This is a genomic window from Alkalibacterium kapii, assembly GCF_007988865.1.
In the GTDB taxonomy this organism is placed as follows: domain Bacteria; phylum Bacillota; class Bacilli; order Lactobacillales; family Carnobacteriaceae_A; genus Alkalibacterium; species Alkalibacterium kapii.
In genome coordinates, this window is sequence record NZ_BJUY01000019.1 from 1 (window position 1) to 17,407 (window position 17,407).

The following is a 17,407-nucleotide window of genomic DNA, read 5'->3' on the forward strand; positions in this document are numbered from 1 at the left end:
TTATTACTTTCTTGATTACAATTATGAAAGGATACGTAATCTTTCTACCGGCGCAGGTGGAAGAGGCGGATTGAATTTAAAAATAATAGGTAATATAAAAATTCCAACTCCGACTTTAGCTGAACAAGAAAAAATTGCTAATATAATTACTACTTGGGACAAAGCAATAGAATTAAAGCAGCAACTAATCGACTTGAAAAAAGAACAGAAAAAAGGATTAATGCAGAAATTGCTGACAGATCGTAATTTATTGATTGAACCACAATCTTATACCATGAAATTAGGGGATAAATGTAGTATCTCTACGGGTGACAAAAACAACCAAGATAAAAGCAAAGATGGCGAGTACCCGTTCTTTGTTCGTTCCGAGAACATAGAAAAAATAAATACGTACTCTTATAACGGGGAAGCTATATTAATACCAGGTGATGGAAGGATTGGTCAAATATTTCATTATATCAATGGAAAGTTTGACTTTCATCAAAGGGTTTATAAGATAAGTGATTTTTCACGAGATGTTAGTGGAAAATATATTTATTACTATTTAAATCAATTCTTTTTAAAACATGCTTTAAAGTTCTCAGCGAAAGCTACTGTTGACTCACTTAGAATGCCTATGTTAACAGATTTCTCTATAAATTTACCTAGTCTAAAAAAACAGAAAAAAATAGTGGAAATTTTGGATGTAGTTGAAAAACAACTTGAACTCCAGAATATTGAATTGGACTTGCTAAAACAGCAAAAAAAAGGTCTCATGCAACAACTATTAACTGGAAAAACAAGAGTGAAGGTGTAAACCTTCCTCTTACTACATACACGGAGGTGAAGAAATGCAGACACCAAAAAGTCACGAGCTGGCAATCAGTCAAGAACCCGCACTGCAAGTGCTGACTGAGCTGGGCTACACTTACTTATCGCCAGAAGAAGTTAAGGGAAAGCGTAAAAGTAAGTATGACGTGTTACTCCTAGATGTGCTTGAACGCCAATTAAAGAACCTAAATAAATTTGAATATAAAAATGAAACCTACGCATTCAGCCAATCGACAGTGGAACAAGCGATTCGTGATCTGGATGAAGATTTGACAGACGGCTTAGTGAGGACCAACGAAAAAATCTATGATTCATTGATGCTTGGACGCAGCTATGAGGAACATTTAAATGATGGCTCTAAAAAGTCATTCACCATGCAGTATATTGACTGGGATAATCCTGAAAATAACGTCTATCATGTGACACAAGAGTTCGAGGTCGAAAGACAAAATGGTGAGGGAACAGCGCGTCCGGATGTTCTTGTATTCATTAATGGGATTCCTTTAGGCGTCATTGAATGCAAACGGGCTTCAGTATCGACAGATCAAGCAGTCAGTCAGATGATCCGTAATCAGAAGAAAGAATATATCCCACAGTTATTTAAATTCGTTCAACTCGTTATGGCTTCCAATAAAAATGAAGTAAAGTACGCGACAGTCAATACGCCGAAGAAATTCTGGTCGGTCTGGAAAGAAGAAGACACCGTTTGGTTGGATAAAACGTTGAATCATGTGGTTAAAGACAGGTTAGTAACGACACAGGATCGCAACCTCATTTCATTGTTTCATCCCACACGTTTTTTAGATTTGATCAAGTACTTTATCATCTTTGACAAAAACGAGAAGAAAATCGCACGATACCAGCAGTTTTTTGCTGTGAAAGAAATCATTGACACAGTCGAAGAAAGAGACGAAAAAGGCAATAGACAATCAGGTGTCATTTGGCATACCCAAGGCTCTGGGAAGTCTTTAACGATGGTAATGCTGGCCAAATACATTCTGACAGAACTTTGGAGCTATAATCCAAAGGTGATTGTCGTTACAGACCGAATCGATCTCGACAAACAGATCCATCAGACTTTTAACCATTCGCGTTTAAAAGCCAGTAAAGCGAACTCGGGTAAGCATTTAGTCGAACTGATTAATGATAACAATGCGGATGTCGTTACGACACTCATCCATAAATTCGACACAGCAGTAAGAAATCAAGAGCCCGTCAAGTCGAAAGATATTTTCGTTCTAGTAGATGAATCGCACCGGACTCAATACGGTGAGTTGAACATCAAGATGAAAAAAGTATTTCCGAATGCTTCTTATCTCGGTTTTACAGGCACTCCCTTGATGAAAAAAGAAAAAAATACAATGGTGAAATTCGGCAAACTCATCCATCAGTACACTATTTCAGATGGTGTTAAAGACAAAGCGATCTTACCACTTTTGTATGAGGGAAGAATGGTAGAACAGTCTGTAAACAGAAAAGCAATCGACCACCGCCTAGAAACGATCACACGCAATTTGAATGAAGAACAAAAGAATGAAGTGATGCAAAAATGGAGTCAGTTCGAGCGTATTGCTTCGAGTGATCAGCGTATTCAAATGATTGCTTTGGATATTAATGACCATTACGTCAGGAATTACAAGACAGCTGGTTCGCAGTTCAAGGCAATGCTGGCAACGAACAGTAAAATCGAAGCGGTTCGCTATCTGGAAGCTTTTGAAGATTATGGGGACTTGAATGCAGCCGTCGTAATTTCGCCACCAGATCAGCGTGAAGGACACGACGAGGTGGACTCACAATCAAAAGATAAAATTCAGAATTTTTGGAAACGAATGATGGACAAATACGGCGATGGCGAAAATTATGAAGATGGAATAAAAAATGAATTTGTCAATGGAGATGACATCGATCTTTTGATTGTCGTCGATAAGTTACTGACCGGCTTTGATGCACCGAGAGCCTCTATCCTATATATTGACAAAGTCCTGAAAGAGCACAGCCTCCTCCAGGCCATCGCACGAGTGAATAGGTTATATGAAGGAAAAGATTATGGTATTATCATCGATTACCGTGGACTTCTTGAAAAACTGGATGAAGCAATGGAAATGTATTCTGGTTCCGGCTTAGAAAACTTTGATCCAGATGATATTAAAGGTGCTCTTTATGATGTCGTCACTGTTATCGGAAAAATCCGACAACACTATTCTGATTTGTGGGACATCTTTAAAAAAATCAAAAATAAAGAAGATAGGGAAGAATATGAAGTCTTACTTGAAGATAAGGCTAAACGTGACTTATTTTACGATACATTAAGTCAGTTCAGTCGTCATATGGCTATTGCTTTGGAATCTGAAAAGGTTTACGAGGCTTTAAGTCAAGAAGAACTCATGAAATATAAACGCCACTTGAAATTCTTCCAGGATTTAAGACGAAGTGTGAAACTGCGTTATAGTGATTCCATCGATCATAAAAGTTATGAAGCAAAAATGCAGAAATTGATGGATCAATATATTGCGGCTGAAGATATGATGCAGATAACAAATCCGGTCGATATTTTAGACCGCGACCGATTTGAAGAGGAAATGAACCGTCTAGGATCCAAGCGTGCTAAAGCAGATGCTATACGCACACGATTGACTAAGAGTATCAATGTTAAATACGATGAGAATCCTACTTACTATGAGTCGTTTTCTAAACGTATTGAAAAAACCTTGGAAGAATACAAAGAAAAACGCATCACAGAGGCTGAGTATTGGCACCGAATGAACGAAATGAAGAAAGAATATCAGGAAGGCGCACCCGTTGACGACTATCCTTCCAAAATACAAAAGAATGCACATGCTCAAGCTTTCTACGGTGCAACAAAAGATATCTTTAAAGATATGGGTGATCTTGATGAATCAGACGCCTCTTATAGTGTTGCCGATTTGGCGGTAGAAGTAGATACAGTAGTGAAAGAAAACACTAAGGTAGATTGGTATGACAATCCTGAAGTTCATAATCGCATCGAGCAAGAATTAGACGACATGATTTTTGACTTCTTGAAAGAAAAAAGAATCGATATTAAATATGATGACATTGACAAGTGGATCGAACAAATAAAAACGATTGCGATGCGTCGCTATTAAGGTGAGTTAAAATGAGTGCACATCATATTGATTTCAACAGCAAAAGAATTGAATTTGAAGTTGAACGAAAAAACGTTAAAAATGTAAATGTTAATATCAAACCGGACAGAACAATAAAAGTATCAGCGAAAAGTTCTGTCCCACTAAGTTTTATACAGGGATTGATTAGAAAAAAAGCCCCTTGGATATTAAACCAGATCAAAGAGTTTGAAGAAGTAGAACCCGAAAGGACAAGCGAGCGAGAATACGTCAGTGGGGAGTCTTACAAGTATCTTGGGAAACAATATCGCTTGAGAGTACAGGAAACTGAAGACAAAGAAAGCGTGAAATATTTTAGAGGTTTTATTTATGTCTATGTTAAGGATGCCTCTGACGTAAACAAAAAGAAACAATTGGTTGATGCCTGGTACAAAGAACGGGCAGATATCATTTTTAATGACTTATTCTCTAAAGTCTACCCAAAAATGGAAAAATATAATGTGGACAAACCAGCATTACAAAGTCGGTTGATGAAAACGCGGTGGGGGTCAGCTTTGGTAGATAAAAATACGATTCATCTTAATCAGGACTTGATCAAAGCACCCAAACCCTGTATTGAGTACGTCATCCTGCATGAACTCATCCACTTTAAATACAACGACCATAGCCCTAAATTCTATGACATGTTGTATTCTATGATGCCAGACTGGAAAAAAAGAAAAGAGATACTGGATAAAGAAGTGGTGAAGGATTTGTAAATTAGTCAAGACGTGTATGGATTACCAGATTTATGATGAAAATGTTAAATTTACTACGATCAAAAAAGACCAAGTTGAGATGATCATCTCGACTTGGTCTTTTTAAAATCTCAATAAAGCGTTCTTTCACTTTCAGCCATTGTATTCGCTAGAATAATGTAAACAATTACGTTGGCAGGTAAAAAGATAAAAATCAGTCTGACTCCAAAAGAAGATATCCCAAAGAATTCTGCAATACCGCCGCATACGCCATGTAATGCTTTATCCTTTGATGATTTTCTGAGCTTATGCTCCACCCTAAACACATCCTTTCTATTACTGACTCAAGGAAGTTTCCGCAGCATGCATTCCAGCCACACGGCCAGTGATAAATGCACCGGTAATATTGTAACCGCCCGTGTACCCATTATAGTCCAGAATTTCTCCGGTAAAATACAGATTGTTTTTCTTCTTGCTTTCCAGAGTTTTGGGATTCACTTCTTTCGTATTTACGCCGCCCCCTGTAACGAACGCTTTTTCTATCGGGAGCGAACCGTGAACATCAAACTGGAAGTCTTTCAAGAAAGTAATGATCTGGTCGATCTCTTTAGAATTTAAAGTCTTGAAGGCTCTGTCGCTGTCAATAGAATGACGCTCCAGTCCAAACAGGATATAGCGTTCAGGTCCGAATTGTTTCAAGACGTTTTTGATGCTCTTATCACCTTCAGATCTTTTTAATTGAGAGAAGGCCTGATTCAATTCGCCGGCAGTCATATCGGGTAGAGAATCGATCGCCATTGTTGCCGCATCGGTTTTGTCGCGTTTCATGGTTTGAAGGGCAAACATGGAACAGCGCAAGACAGCTGGTCCTGAAATACCCAAATGAGTGAAGATCATATCCATGCGATGCGTGACCACGTTTTTTCTTTTCTTGTTCAATACTTTTAAGTCGATATCTCTTAAAGACAATCCTTGAAGCGTACGTTCCTTGATAAACGTTTCTTCAGAAGTTAAAGGGACTTCGGTGGGATAAAGCTCTTTGATCGTGTGACCGGCTTTTTTAGCCCATTTGTATCCATCACCAGTCGATCCTGTTTTAGGCATGGCACGCCCGCCAGTGGATAAAATAACGGAAGTGGCCTGAAATTCTCGTCCGTCTTCGAGTCTGACACCTGTCACTTTTTCTTCATCATATAAAACGGTCTCTACAGGTGCATTGGTGTATAAATCGATAGACAAATCTTCTATGATCTGTTTCAGAGCATTGACAATGGTCCGGGATTTATCCGTCGTTGGGAACATGCGCCCATGATCTTCTTCCTTTAAGGCAATGCCTCGAGAACGGAAAAAATTCATTATATCGTAATTGTCGTATTGATAAAAGGCGCTGTACAAAAAGCGTCCGTTGCCAGGAATGTGAGCAATGATTTCTTCTTTATCGCGATTGTTCGTGACATTACAGCGTCCGTTTCCTGTCACTAAAAGTTTTCGTCCAACAAATTTGTTTTTTTCGATCAGTCCAACAGTAGCGCCATGTTCAGCTGCAGAGATCGCAGCCATCATTCCACTTGTTCCGCCACCAATTACAAGGACATCATAATGTGTCATTTGTATTTCCTCTTTCCTGTTGCTTTTGTCTCAGTTACTTTAACATAATTAGCGTTCTTAGACTAGCTGTTTTAAAATGAAAAAACAAATATAATCAATGATACCGTGATGTAAACGCAAAGGGAGTGAATGATAGGATAACAAAATCGAATGTATGATAAAATAAAAAGAGAAGCAAGTATGAGGAGGAACATGATGGTAGCTGTTATGTGGTTTAGAAGGGATTTAAGACTGGAAGACAATACGGCGCTCAAACAGGCCCTTTTGGAATCGGATAAACTGATTCTACTTTTTCATGTCAATCCAGCGCAGTTTCTAGATGAAAATTCTCTCAATATGTCTGCATTTTTCAATAGTGTGGAAACATTTAGAAAGAAGGTGGCGGAAGAAGGCGCCACACTGCAAATAGTTTACGGAGAATTAGAAGAAGTGTTCAAAAAATTAAAGGAAAAAGTCCCTGACTGGTCCGATATTTATGTCAATAGAGACGAAAGCGGCTTTGGCTTGGAACGAGATAAAAAAGCAGGGGAGATGTTCCAGGAACTCGATGTCTCCGCCCATGGTTTTCATGACCATTATATTCACTCGGCCCAGGAAATAAAAACCAATGCAGGAACGCCTTATAAGGTATTCACCCCTTACTATAACAAGTGGAAAGAACGTCCTAAACCAGGCATCATTGAAACGGATTTCAGCAGTAAAACATGTCTGAAAGATAAATTGTTCCCGGAGGATATGAATAAATTTCAGGAGTTATTAGATGACCTTGCTCTTTTACCCGACCTAGAATTAGGTACAGATAAAGCACAGGAGCGTTTGGATGAATTTATTGAAAATGATCTAGCCCAGTACGAAGAAGCCAGAGATTTTCCTTTAAAAGATGCGACCAGTCGTCTGTCTAAACACTTACGAACAGGCGAACTATCGATTCGGACCGTTTACAACAAAGTAATGGATGCAAATCAGACGAAAGGACGATCAACTTTCATCCAGGAACTTGCCTGGCGTGACTTTTACAATATGATTTACGCCTCACATCCTGATCAGAAAGACGTAGCAATCAAAAAAGCTTTTACAAAAGTAGAGTGGGATAATAACGAAGAAAATTTCAAAGCCTGGAAAGAAGGTAAGACAGGCTTTCCTATAGTAGATGCGGCTATGCGCCAACTCAATGGAACAGGGTGGATGCATAATCGTCTGCGCATGATCACTGCGTCCTTTTTAACGAAAGACTTGCTTATCGACTGGCGATGGGGCGAGCGATATTTTCAGGAGAAGCTGATCGATTATGACTCGGCCAGCAATATCGGTGGATGGCAATGGGCTGCGTCAACTGGTACAGACGGTGTACCATATTTCAGGATTTTTAATCCTACGACCCAATCAGAAAGATTCGATAAAAAAGGCGACTTTATAAGAAAATTTGTGCCGGAATTAAACCATGTTCAAGGTAAAAAAATACACCAGCCTGAAAAGCTTACCGAAAAAGAACAAAAAGAATACAATGTGATTATTGGAAAAGATTATCCGAATCCCATTGTTTCACACAAAAATAAAAGGAAACTTGCCATAAAAGCGTTTGAAAAAAGTAAAAAAGTAATGGAAGAGTGATGAAGATAGCATTTAATAATGACTCTTAGTTATTTGACCTATACTGACCAAAGGTGTATAATCGTTTTAGATTCATTTAAAAGATTAAATATGCTACACTAATTTAGACATATATATTAGGAGGAAGTTACATGAATTTAGTACCAACAGTTATTGAACAATCCCCACGTGGTGAGCGTGCTTATGATATTTACTCACGTTTACTGAAAGACCGTATCATCATGCTTGGTGGACCGATCGACGATCAAGTGGCTAACTCAGTCATTGCCCAGTTGTTATTCCTGGATGCCCAAGATCCTGAGAAAGATATTTACCTTTACATCAACTCTCCAGGTGGAAGTGTCACAGCAGGACTGGCTATTTTTGATACAATGAACTTCATTAAAGCAGACGTTCAGACGATCGCTATCGGACTTGCTGCTTCTATGGGAAGTTTCCTGCTTGCAGCCGGTGTGAAAGGTAAACGTTTTGCCTTGCCGAACTCTGAGATCATGATCCACCAGCCATTAGGCGGTGCGCAGGGTCAGGCAACGGAAATCGAAATCGCCGCCAAGCATATCCTGAGAACCAGAGACCGCTTGAACAAGATCCTGGTCGAACGTACAGGTCAGACGATGGACGTTATCGAACGCGACACAGACCGTGACTTCTTCATGACGGCCGATGAAGCGAAAGAATATGGCTTAGTGGATGAGATCATGGATACATCTGCAGACTTAACTAAATAATCGATGTATAAAAAAGACCTGCTCATTTTGAGTAGGTCTTTTTTATACACCAAAAGTAAGCCTATGAAAGTCTTTACAAATCGTTTGACTGGTCATCCATTTTTATCAGGAGTATACTTAAGAAAGTGAAGAATTAGTGAAAGGAGGTCGTTAAGGGATTGGACACATCAGCAATAAACAGTAAAAACGTGACGACAAAGGGAGGTCTGCTTATTGGGGATGATAAAGCACCTGTGAAAATCGTCGAATTTATCAATCTAAGGTGCCCGTATTCCAAAGAGTGGTGGGAAGATTCTCTTCCTCTATTAGATAAGTACGTCAAAGAAAACAAAGTGCAGCGCATCGTTAAACACTTTGATAAGGATACACCTGGTTTGAAGAAAGGAAATGTCCTTCATCGCTTTTTAGACCACAGTAACCCGGAACAGGCTAAAGAAAATATCACATACTACTTTGCTCATTTAGACGAATGGGGGAGCCTGCCCGAAGACGCTATCGCTGAGTATGCAAAAGAAAAGAGACATGCCACAGAACAGACTGACCGGGAACATGCCGAGAGTATAATAGAAGAAACAGAACAAGCCAATATTACCTTAGTACCCACGATCGTCCTTAATGATCATATTTTTGATGAGAATATTTCCGAAGAGGAACTTGATAAACTGATCCAAACGGAACTAGCCTATAAGGCGTAGACTTCAACGTTGGACAGGACGGAAAAAGTCCCGTCATTTTAGTTTGATGGGTTGAAATCCGACCCGCTTGCTGTTATACTTTGAATGTATGCAAGACAAGAAAGAACATCACGTTCGAGTTTAATAAGTGATTCAGGGAAAGGTGTTCGTGCACGTATGCTGTCGGTAATCGAAAAAGTTGCACCCGGAACACTGCACATATTGAAACAGCGCTATTACATCTTGAATCAGATCCAGAAAGTGGGTCCCATTGGCCGTCGTGCATTAGCGAATCGGCTGGGCTTTACTGAACGGGTCTTGAGAAAAGAAGTGGAAGTCCTGCGAAGTCAGGGCCTGATCAAATCTTCATCTCAGGGGATGGAATGTACGCCGACCGGTATTACAGTGTTTCATCAATTGGACAAACTCATGGGACAGCATGTTCAGTCGCAGGAGAAAGAAGCGAAACTGGCGAACAAACTTGGGATCCACCATTGCACGATCGTGATCGGAAATACTGATGCAGATCAGTCGAGTGCCAGTGATATGGCGCGAGCCACAACGGAAGTGCTTGATTTCCTGCTCCCTGAAGGTGCGAGTACGATAGCCGTCATGGGTGGAACGACAATGGTCAGAGTCGCAGAAGCGATGGGACAGCAGATCGGTCTTAACCGTGATCTGATGTTTGTCCCGGCTAGAGGCGGACTCGGTGAATCGGTAGATATTCAGGCCAATGTCATTGCTGAAAACATGGCTAAGCGTACAGGCGGTAAAAGCCGCGCCTTGTATGCACCTGAACATGTCAGAAGCGAAACCTATTCGCTGCTGCTTGAAGAACCTGAGATCAAGGAGTCACTCGAATTAGTTGAAAATGCTTCTGTTGTTTTGTACAGTATAGGTAACGCCATGGAAATGGCAGAACGTAGAGGAATGAACGAAGAAACATTAAATGAACTCCGAAAATCTGAAGCAGTAGCGGAAGCATTTGGCGAGTTCATCAATCAGGAAGGCGAGATCGTTTATAAATTATCTCGTATCGGCCTGCAGTCCTCAAAGTTACCCAGTATCCCGCATGTCGTTGCTGTTGCCGGTGGAAAAAACAAAGCCCGAGCGATCGCAGCACATATGAAAACTGCTCCTCCGCACACATGGTTAGTGACGGATGAAGCAGCTGCAAATGAGATTTTAAACGGGGGAAACCCTTTAAAATAAAAAATATTTTTTATTTCCAAGGAGGAAATTAGATTATGTCAGTAAAAGTAGCAATTAATGGTTTTGGACGTATTGGACGTTTAGCATTACGTCGTATTTTAGAAAGTGGATCAGATTTAGAAGTCGTTGCAGTCAACGACTTGACAAGTAATGAAGACTTAGCTTATCTATTCAAATACGATACAGCTCAAGGTACTTTCCAAGGCGATGTAGAAGCTAAAGGTGATTCTTTAGTAATCAAAGGTAAAGAAATCAAAGCTTATTCTGAAAAAGATGCACGCAACCTTCCTTGGGGCGACTTAGGTATCGACATCGTTCTTGAATCAACAGGATTCTACGTATCTAAAGAAGCTTCTCAAGCTCACTTGGATGCAGGAGCTAAACGCGTTCTTATCTCAGCTCCAGCTAAAGGCGATCTTAAAACAATCGTATTCGGTGTTAACCATGAAGAAATCAGTTCAGACGACACAATCGTTTCAGCTGCTTCATGTACAACAAACTGCTTAGCACCAATGGTCAACGTATTGAACAACGAATTTGGCCTAGACCACGGATTGATGAGCACGATCCACGCTTATACTTCAACTCAGAGCCTGCAAGACTCACCAGGCGGACGTAAGAGCCGTGCCGGTGCAGCAAACGCAATCCCAGCTTCAACTGGTGCTGCTAAAGCCGTAGGTAAAGTTATTCCTGCAGTTGACGGTAAAGTTGACGGTACTGCTGTACGTGTTCCAACAATCACTGGTTCAATGGTTGAATTATATTCTGTATTGAACAAAGAAGTAACAGTAGACGAAGTTAACGAAGCAATGAAAAAAGCTTCTTCAGACGCATACCTTTACAATGAAGACGAAATCGTATCTTCAGACATCATCGGTGTACCTGCTGGATCTATCTTCGATGCAACTCAAACTAAAATCCAAGACGGTAAAAATGGTCAGTTAGTTAAGACTGTCGCTTGGTATGACAATGAATACGGATTTACTGGTAACATGGTTCGTACTTTAGAATACTTCGCTAACAAATAATAACCAGCGAAAATAGGCGTCTAAAACAACCAACCAAACAGAAATAAATAAAGCGGGGGAGCTACTACTCTACTATTTAAGAGAACAGAAAGATTAATGCGCAAGCAGTCGATCAGATATGTTCAATCAAATAGAGGGGATCGCGCTTCCCCCTTTTTTTGTGAAAATCTAAAAGTTTTATATTTTGTAACGTTCAAATTCGAAAGGAATGATTCGACTAATGGCAAAGAAAACTGTTAAAGACCTCGATCTTAAAGGTAAAAAAGTACTGGTCCGTGCAGACTTCAACGTACCGATGAAAGACGGTAAGATCTCGAATGACAACCGTATCCAGGCAGCTTTACCAACTTTGGAATACGTTCTGGAACAAGGCGGAAAAGCGATCGTCTTTTCTCACCTGGGACGGGTGAAAACGGAAGAAGATAAAGCAGGCTCGTCAATGAAACCTGTGTCTGAACGTTTAAGCGAACTGCTAGGCAAAGACGTAAAATTCGTGGCAGAAACACGCGGCGAAGAGCTTGAAAATGCTGTAAACAGCTTGAATGACGGCGAAATCATGATGTTTGAAAACACACGTTTCGAAGATGTCGACGGTAAGAAAGAAAGCAAAAATGACCCTGAATTAGGCAAGTACTGGGCAAGCCTTGGCGATGTATTTGTCAATGATGCCTTCGGTACAGCTCACCGTTCACACGCTTCAAACGTCGGGATCGCTTCAAACGTTGAATCAGCTGCTGGTTTCTTAGTTGAAAAAGAAATCAACTTCATCGGTGGTGCAGTTGACGAACCGAAACGTCCTTTCGTTGCTATCTTAGGTGGAGCAAAAGTCTCAGATAAGATCGGCGTTATCGAGAATCTGATCTCTAAAGCGGACAAAGTCCTTGTCGGTGGCGGTATGACGTATACCTTCTACAAAGCTTTAGGAAAAGATATCGGTAATTCTTTACTAGAAGAAGACAAAGTTGACTTGGCTAAGGAATTGATGGAAAAAGCCGGCGACAAACTTGTTTTACCCGTCGATTCAGTGGTTGCTCCTGAATTCTCAAATGATGCACCAACTGAAGTTGTTGGCGATCAGATTCCAGAAGGGAAAATGGGTCTTGATATCGGACCTAAGACTGTTGACCTCTTTGAGAAAGAATTAGAAGGCGCAAAAACAGTCGTCTGGAACGGACCAATGGGTGTATTCGAAATGGAAAACTTTGCTAAAGGTACAGCTCAAGTATGCGAAATCTTAGCTAAACTTGATGATGCAACAACCATCATCGGAGGCGGAGATTCAGCAACAGCTGCCCAGCAGTTAGGCTTCGAAGATGACTTCAGCCATATCTCAACAGGCGGCGGCGCATCACTGGAATACCTCGAAGGTAAAGAACTACCAGGAATCGCAGCAATTTCTGACAAATAAGAAAAGCAATACAAGCCAATTGTACCGAGGATCCGGAACAGCTGGATCCTCAGTCAATTGACTATCAACAAAATAAGGGAACAAACTACGAAAGAGGGATAAAAGAATGCGTAAACCTATTATTGCAGGAAACTGGAAAATGAATAAAACCTCCGTGGAAGCCGCTCAGTTTATCGACGATGTTAAAGGGAAAATTCCTTCTAACGATAAAGTCGACGCTGTTATCGGTGCACCAAGTATCTATCTTCAAAGCTTAGTTGACTTGACTTCAGATTCAGAATTAAAAATCGCAGCACAAAACAGCTTCTATGAAGACGAAGGTGCCTTTACAGGAGAGAACAGTCCCAAAGCACTCGCAGGCATAGGTGTCGAATACGTGATTATTGGACACTCTGAACGTCGTGAAATCTTCCACGAAACAGATGAAATGGTCAACAAAAAAGCACATGCTATCTTTAGAAACGGTATGCTGCCGATCATCTGTGTGGGAGAAACACTTGAACAAAAAGAAGCTGGCCAAACCAACGACTTAGTAGCTGGACAAGTAAAAGCTGCTTTAGAAGGGTTATCAGCAGACCAAGTGAAATCTCTAGTCATCGCTTACGAACCTATCTGGGCGATCGGTACTGGTAAAACAGCAACAGCTGAAGATGCCAACAACACGATCTCAGTTGTTCGTCAGACAGTTGCAAAATTATATTCTCAAGATGTGGCTGATGCTGTCCGTATGCAATATGGCGGATCAGTTAAACCGGCAAACATCAAAGAATTGATGTCACAGCCAGACATCGACGGCGCTTTAGTCGGCGGAGCAAGCCTTGAAGCAGACTCGTTCTTACAATTACTGGAGGCGGCTGAATAAATGAGTAAAGCACCCGTAGCAATCATCATTCTGGACGGATTCGGATGGCGTGAAGAAGAATACGGTAATGCCGTAGCTCAAGCAAACAAGCCGAACTTCGACCGTTACTGGAATGAATACCCGCATAACACCATGCTGGCTTCCGGCTTAGCTGTCGGATTGCCTGAAGGTCAAATGGGTAACTCAGAAGTCGGTCATACCAATATCGGTGCCGGACGCGTGGTTTATCAGAGCATCACACGTATCGACAAAGCGATCGAAGACAATGAATTCAAATCCAATGAAGCATTGAACAATGCGATCGCTCATGTGAACGACAATGATTCTGCTCTGCATTTGTTTGGTCTTGTATCAGACGGCGGCGTGCACAGTCACCAGCGTCATCTGACTGCTTTAGTTGAAGCTGCCAAAGATAAAGGAGTAGATAAAGTTTATATCCACGCCTTTACTGACGGCCGTGACGTAGCGCCTGATTCAGGTGTCCGTTTCATCGAAGAATTGCAGGATATCGTTAAAGACCTTGGCGTTGGAGAAATCGCCACAATATCTGGACGTTTCTATGCAATGGACAGAGATAACCGCTGGCAACGTATAAAACGGGCATATGACGCTATATTCCACGGCGAAGGGAATAAAGCAAACGATCCAGTCCAGGCGATGAAAGACAGTTATGCCAATGAAAAAATGGATGAGTTCGTCGAACCTGTTGTTATTGAAAAAGATGGCAAACCTGTCGCAACAGTGAAAGATAACGATGCTGTCTTGTTCTTTAACTTCCGTCCTGACCGTGCCATCGAGTTGTCTCGTGCACTAACAGAAGATGATTTTGACGGATTTGACAGAGGCGACAGACCAGAAAACATTAAGTTTGTGACATTCACTCAATATACAGCTGACATGGATGCAGAAGTCATGTTCCCACCTGTCTTTTTGAAAAATGTATTAGGGCAGGTTTTAGCCGATAACGATTTAACACAGCTTCGTATTGCTGAAACAGAAAAATATCCACATGTGACATTCTTTATGAATGGTGGAACGAACGATGAGTTCCCTGGAGAAAATCGTATTCTTATTCCATCTCCTAAAGTGGAAACATACGATTTGAAACCTGAAATGAGTGCATACGAAGTCACAGATGCCCTGCTTGCAGATGTCAGGGATGACAAGCATGATGCGATCATCTTGAACTATGCTAACCCTGATATGGTTGGACACTCAGGCATGCTTGAGCCGACGATCAAAGCCATTGAAGCAGTGGACGAAAATCTTGGTAGTTTTGTTGATCTCATTCATGAAAAAGGCGGATCCGCAATCATCTTTGCCGATCATGGTAATGCTGATACAGAATTGACACCAGAAGGCGAACCGCACACAGCACACACAACAGTGCCTGTGCCAGTCATCGTTACGAAAAAAGGTGTGACTTTACGCAGTGACGGTAAACTCGCTGACGTAGCACCAACAATGCTTGACTTACTGGGTATTGAAAAACCAGAAGAAATGACAGGCGAAAGCTTGATCAAGAAAGACTAACACGATTGATTTTAAATTATTCTTTCTAAAGAAGAATAACTAAAATAAAACTATATTGTTACTGACGATACATTAGTAGCAAAAACTCAAAGGAGAGAATTATCAATGCCATTTATTACAGACGTAATTGCACGCGAAGTTTTAGACTCACGTGGTAACCCAACGATCGAAGTTGAAGTTTATACAGAATCAGGTGCTTTCGGGCGCGGTATGGTTCCTTCAGGCGCTTCTACTGGTGAACACGAAGCCGTAGAACTACGTGACGGCGACAAAGACCGTTATTTAGGTAAAGGCGTAACTAAAGCCGTTGACAACGTGAACAACACGATTGCTGACGCTATCATCGGTATGGACGTTCGCGACCAAATGGGTATCGACAAAGCCTTGATCGACTTGGACGGTACACCAAACAAAGGTAAATTAGGCGCAAACGCAATCTTAGGCGTATCTATCGCTGTTGCACGTGCAGCTGCAGACTACCTTGATCTTCCATTATACCGTTACCTTGGCGGAACAAACACGAAAGTATTGCCAACACCAATGATGAACATCGTTAACGGTGGATCACACTCAGATGCACCTATCGCATTCCAAGAGTTCATGATCTTGCCAGTTGGCGCACCAACATTCAAAGAAGCTCTACGCTGGGGTGCTGAAATCTTCCACGCACTTAAAGCAATCTTGAAAGACCGCGGACTTGAAACGTCAGTTGGTGACGAAGGTGGATTCGCTCCTAAGTTCAAAGGAACTGAAGATGGCGTAGAAACAATCCTTGAAGCAATCAAAAAAGTTGGACTAGAACCAGGTAAAGATGTTTATCTTGGATTTGACTGTGCTGCTTCTGAATTCTATGATGCAGAAAACAGTGTCTATGACTACACTAAATTTGAAGGTGAAAACGGCGTTAAACGTAACGCAAAAGAGCAAGTTGACTACCTTGAAGAATTAGTTAATAAGTATCCAATCATCTCTATCGAAGACGGGATGGACGAAAACGACTGGGACGGCTTCAAACTACTAACTGATCGCCTAGGCGACAAAGTTCAATTAGTAGGTGACGACTTATTCGTTACAAACACTGAAATGCTGAACCGTGGTATTAAAGAAGGAAACAGTAACTCAATCTTGATCAAAGTCAACCAAATCGGTACATTGACTGAAACATTCAATGCCATCGAAATGGCTAAAAAAGCTGGATACACAGCAGTTGTATCTCACCGTTCTGGTGAAACAGAAGATTCAACGATTTCTGATATTGCTGTTGCAACCAATGCCGGACAAATCAAGACAGGTTCATTAAGCCGTACAGATCGTATTGCTAAATACAACCAGTTACTAAGAATCGAACACCAATTAGGAGACTTGGCAGTATATGAAGGTTTACAAGCTTTCTACAACTTGCCTAACAAATAATCACTCATATTGAAAGAAAGACACTGATAGAAAATTTCTGTCAGTGTCTTTTATCGTTTTAAATACTATAGTTACTCTGCTTACTTTTTCTAGAATCCAAGAAATTAATTTTTTGATAACTGGAAAAGCGAAAATAAATGTGCTATATTGAGAAGTAGGAGATTTGTCAGAAGGAGGTCATGTTTTATGTACGATATTTTACTTACAATTATGCTTATTTTGTCAGTATTCATCATTATAGTTATTGCTATGCAGCCAACAAAAACACAAAGTGCATCTAATGCATTCATGGGTGGCGCAAGTCAGTTATTCGGGAAACAAAAAGCACGTGGATTTGAAGCCGTACTTATCAAAACAACTGTGGTGAGTCTCATACTCTTTTTCGGTTTAGCATTTACATTGAGCCAAGTTTTATAAATATGAATGATTTACAGGATACTCTTGTTACTCTATACCTCCCTCGAGCGAAAGCTGTTGAAGTTAGAGAAGCAAGAGTGTTTTTGTTTGTATGCCCTGAGATTACTCATTGAAGTTTGCCGGTGGGATTCGGCTAAAAACTAAATTCTTTCGGATAACTTTGTATAGTCATCAGTTAACTCAAAATAAAACCTTCGCGAGTCCGTTGAAGCGAGGCGTACATCAGTTAACTCAAACGAAAACCTTTGCGAGTCCGTCGAAG

At 40.8% G+C, this 17,407-nt stretch carries 15 protein-coding genes; 13 read left to right on the forward strand and 2 right to left on the reverse strand.

Annotation, left to right across the window (positions count from 1 at the left end):
• From AKA01nite_RS06945 to AKA01nite_RS06955, 3 genes are all read left to right on the forward strand, one after another.
• A partial coding sequence (locus AKA01nite_RS06945) for a restriction endonuclease subunit S (protein ID WP_186805130.1) occupies nucleotides 1-796 on the forward strand: 796 nt, incomplete at its 5' end.
• A 34-nt stretch (nucleotides 797-830) separates the two neighbouring features.
• Nucleotides 831-3,935, forward strand: coding sequence for a type I restriction endonuclease subunit R (locus AKA01nite_RS06950; protein ID WP_146924598.1), 3,105 nt, complete (start codon nucleotides 831-833; stop codon nucleotides 3,933-3,935).
• Between the two features lie 11 nt (nucleotides 3,936-3,946).
• The gene (locus AKA01nite_RS06955; protein ID WP_146924599.1) at nucleotides 3,947-4,672 is read left to right on the forward strand and encodes a M48 family metallopeptidase; all 726 of its coding nucleotides are present in this window, start codon (nucleotides 3,947-3,949) and stop codon (nucleotides 4,670-4,672) included.
• A 110-nt stretch (nucleotides 4,673-4,782) separates the two neighbouring features.
• Here the strand turns inward: AKA01nite_RS06955 and AKA01nite_RS06960 are convergent, their stop codons facing one another.
• Nucleotides 4,783-4,968, reverse strand: coding sequence for a PspC domain-containing protein (locus tag AKA01nite_RS06960; RefSeq protein ID WP_146924600.1), 186 nt, complete (start codon nucleotides 4,966-4,968; stop codon nucleotides 4,783-4,785).
• A gap of 19 nt (nucleotides 4,969-4,987) precedes the next feature.
• Complete coding sequence (locus AKA01nite_RS06965) at nucleotides 4,988-6,259, reverse strand: BaiN/RdsA family NAD(P)/FAD-dependent oxidoreductase (protein ID WP_146924601.1); 1,272 nt, start codon at nucleotides 6,257-6,259, stop codon at nucleotides 4,988-4,990.
• A 195-nt stretch (nucleotides 6,260-6,454) separates the two neighbouring features.
• Here AKA01nite_RS06965 and AKA01nite_RS06970 point away from each other — a divergent pair, with 195 nt between their 5' ends.
• From AKA01nite_RS06970 to secG, 10 genes are all read left to right on the forward strand, one after another.
• Entirely contained in the window at nucleotides 6,455-7,870 is a 1,416-nt protein-coding gene (locus AKA01nite_RS06970; protein ID WP_146924602.1) for a cryptochrome/photolyase family protein, read from the forward strand.
• Nucleotides 7,871-8,001: 131 nt separating this feature from the next.
• Entirely contained in the window at nucleotides 8,002-8,598 is a 597-nt protein-coding gene (clpP, locus tag AKA01nite_RS06975; protein ID WP_146924603.1) for an ATP-dependent Clp endopeptidase proteolytic subunit ClpP, read from the forward strand.
• Nucleotides 8,599-8,756: 158 nt separating this feature from the next.
• A complete protein-coding gene (locus AKA01nite_RS06980) occupies nucleotides 8,757-9,293 on the forward strand; it encodes a thioredoxin domain-containing protein (RefSeq protein WP_146924604.1) in 537 nt (178 codons plus the stop codon).
• Nucleotides 9,294-9,449: 156 nt separating this feature from the next.
• Nucleotides 9,450-10,484, forward strand: coding sequence for a sugar-binding transcriptional regulator (locus AKA01nite_RS06985; RefSeq protein WP_146924605.1), 1,035 nt, complete (start codon nucleotides 9,450-9,452; stop codon nucleotides 10,482-10,484).
• Between the two features lie 35 nt (nucleotides 10,485-10,519).
• The gene (gene gap, locus AKA01nite_RS06990; RefSeq protein ID WP_091486593.1) at nucleotides 10,520-11,512 is read left to right on the forward strand and encodes a type I glyceraldehyde-3-phosphate dehydrogenase; all 993 of its coding nucleotides are present in this window, start codon (nucleotides 10,520-10,522) and stop codon (nucleotides 11,510-11,512) included.
• Nucleotides 11,513-11,732: 220 nt separating this feature from the next.
• A complete protein-coding gene (locus AKA01nite_RS06995) occupies nucleotides 11,733-12,920 on the forward strand; it encodes a phosphoglycerate kinase (RefSeq protein ID WP_146924606.1) in 1,188 nt (395 codons plus the stop codon).
• Between the two features lie 106 nt (nucleotides 12,921-13,026).
• Nucleotides 13,027-13,782 (forward strand): triose-phosphate isomerase, encoded by a 756-nt coding sequence (gene tpiA, locus AKA01nite_RS07000; protein WP_146924607.1) that lies wholly within the window; start codon nucleotides 13,027-13,029, stop codon nucleotides 13,780-13,782.
• Complete coding sequence (gene gpmI, locus AKA01nite_RS07005) at nucleotides 13,783-15,315, forward strand: 2,3-bisphosphoglycerate-independent phosphoglycerate mutase (RefSeq protein ID WP_146924608.1); 1,533 nt, start codon at nucleotides 13,783-13,785, stop codon at nucleotides 15,313-15,315.
• A 105-nt stretch (nucleotides 15,316-15,420) separates the two neighbouring features.
• Nucleotides 15,421-16,728: a phosphopyruvate hydratase gene (eno, locus tag AKA01nite_RS07010; protein ID WP_146924609.1), complete on the forward strand. Its 1,308-nt coding sequence runs from the start codon at nucleotides 15,421-15,423 to the stop codon at nucleotides 16,726-16,728.
• Between the two features lie 186 nt (nucleotides 16,729-16,914).
• Nucleotides 16,915-17,145 (forward strand): preprotein translocase subunit SecG, encoded by a 231-nt coding sequence (secG, locus tag AKA01nite_RS07015; RefSeq protein ID WP_146924610.1) that lies wholly within the window; start codon nucleotides 16,915-16,917, stop codon nucleotides 17,143-17,145.
• Nucleotides 17,146-17,407 lie beyond the last annotated feature (262 nt).

Bases quoted from the DNA above. Each gene is read 5' to 3' on its own strand.
- secG (WP_146924610.1), top strand. From the start codon at position 16,915: ATGTACGATATTTTACTTACAATTATGCTTATTTTGTCAGTATTCATC.
- AKA01nite_RS06955 (WP_146924599.1), top strand. From the start codon at position 3,947: ATGAGTGCACATCATATTGATTTCAACAGCAAAAGAATTGAATTTGAA.
- gpmI (WP_146924608.1), top strand. From the start codon at position 13,783: ATGAGTAAAGCACCCGTAGCAATCATCATTCTGGACGGATTCGGATGG.
- AKA01nite_RS06965 (WP_146924601.1), bottom strand. From the start codon at position 6,259: ATGACACATTATGATGTCCTTGTAATTGGTGGCGGAACAAGTGGAATG.
- AKA01nite_RS06985 (WP_146924605.1), top strand. From the start codon at position 9,450: ATGCTGTCGGTAATCGAAAAAGTTGCACCCGGAACACTGCACATATTG.
- clpP (WP_146924603.1), top strand. From the start codon at position 8,002: ATGAATTTAGTACCAACAGTTATTGAACAATCCCCACGTGGTGAGCGT.
- tpiA (WP_146924607.1), top strand. From the start codon at position 13,027: ATGCGTAAACCTATTATTGCAGGAAACTGGAAAATGAATAAAACCTCC.
- AKA01nite_RS06950 (WP_146924598.1), top strand. From the start codon at position 831: ATGCAGACACCAAAAAGTCACGAGCTGGCAATCAGTCAAGAACCCGCA.
- AKA01nite_RS06970 (WP_146924602.1), top strand. From the start codon at position 6,455: ATGGTAGCTGTTATGTGGTTTAGAAGGGATTTAAGACTGGAAGACAAT.
- gap (WP_091486593.1), top strand. From the start codon at position 10,520: ATGTCAGTAAAAGTAGCAATTAATGGTTTTGGACGTATTGGACGTTTA.
- eno (WP_146924609.1), top strand. From the start codon at position 15,421: ATGCCATTTATTACAGACGTAATTGCACGCGAAGTTTTAGACTCACGT.
- AKA01nite_RS06995 (WP_146924606.1), top strand. From the start codon at position 11,733: ATGGCAAAGAAAACTGTTAAAGACCTCGATCTTAAAGGTAAAAAAGTA.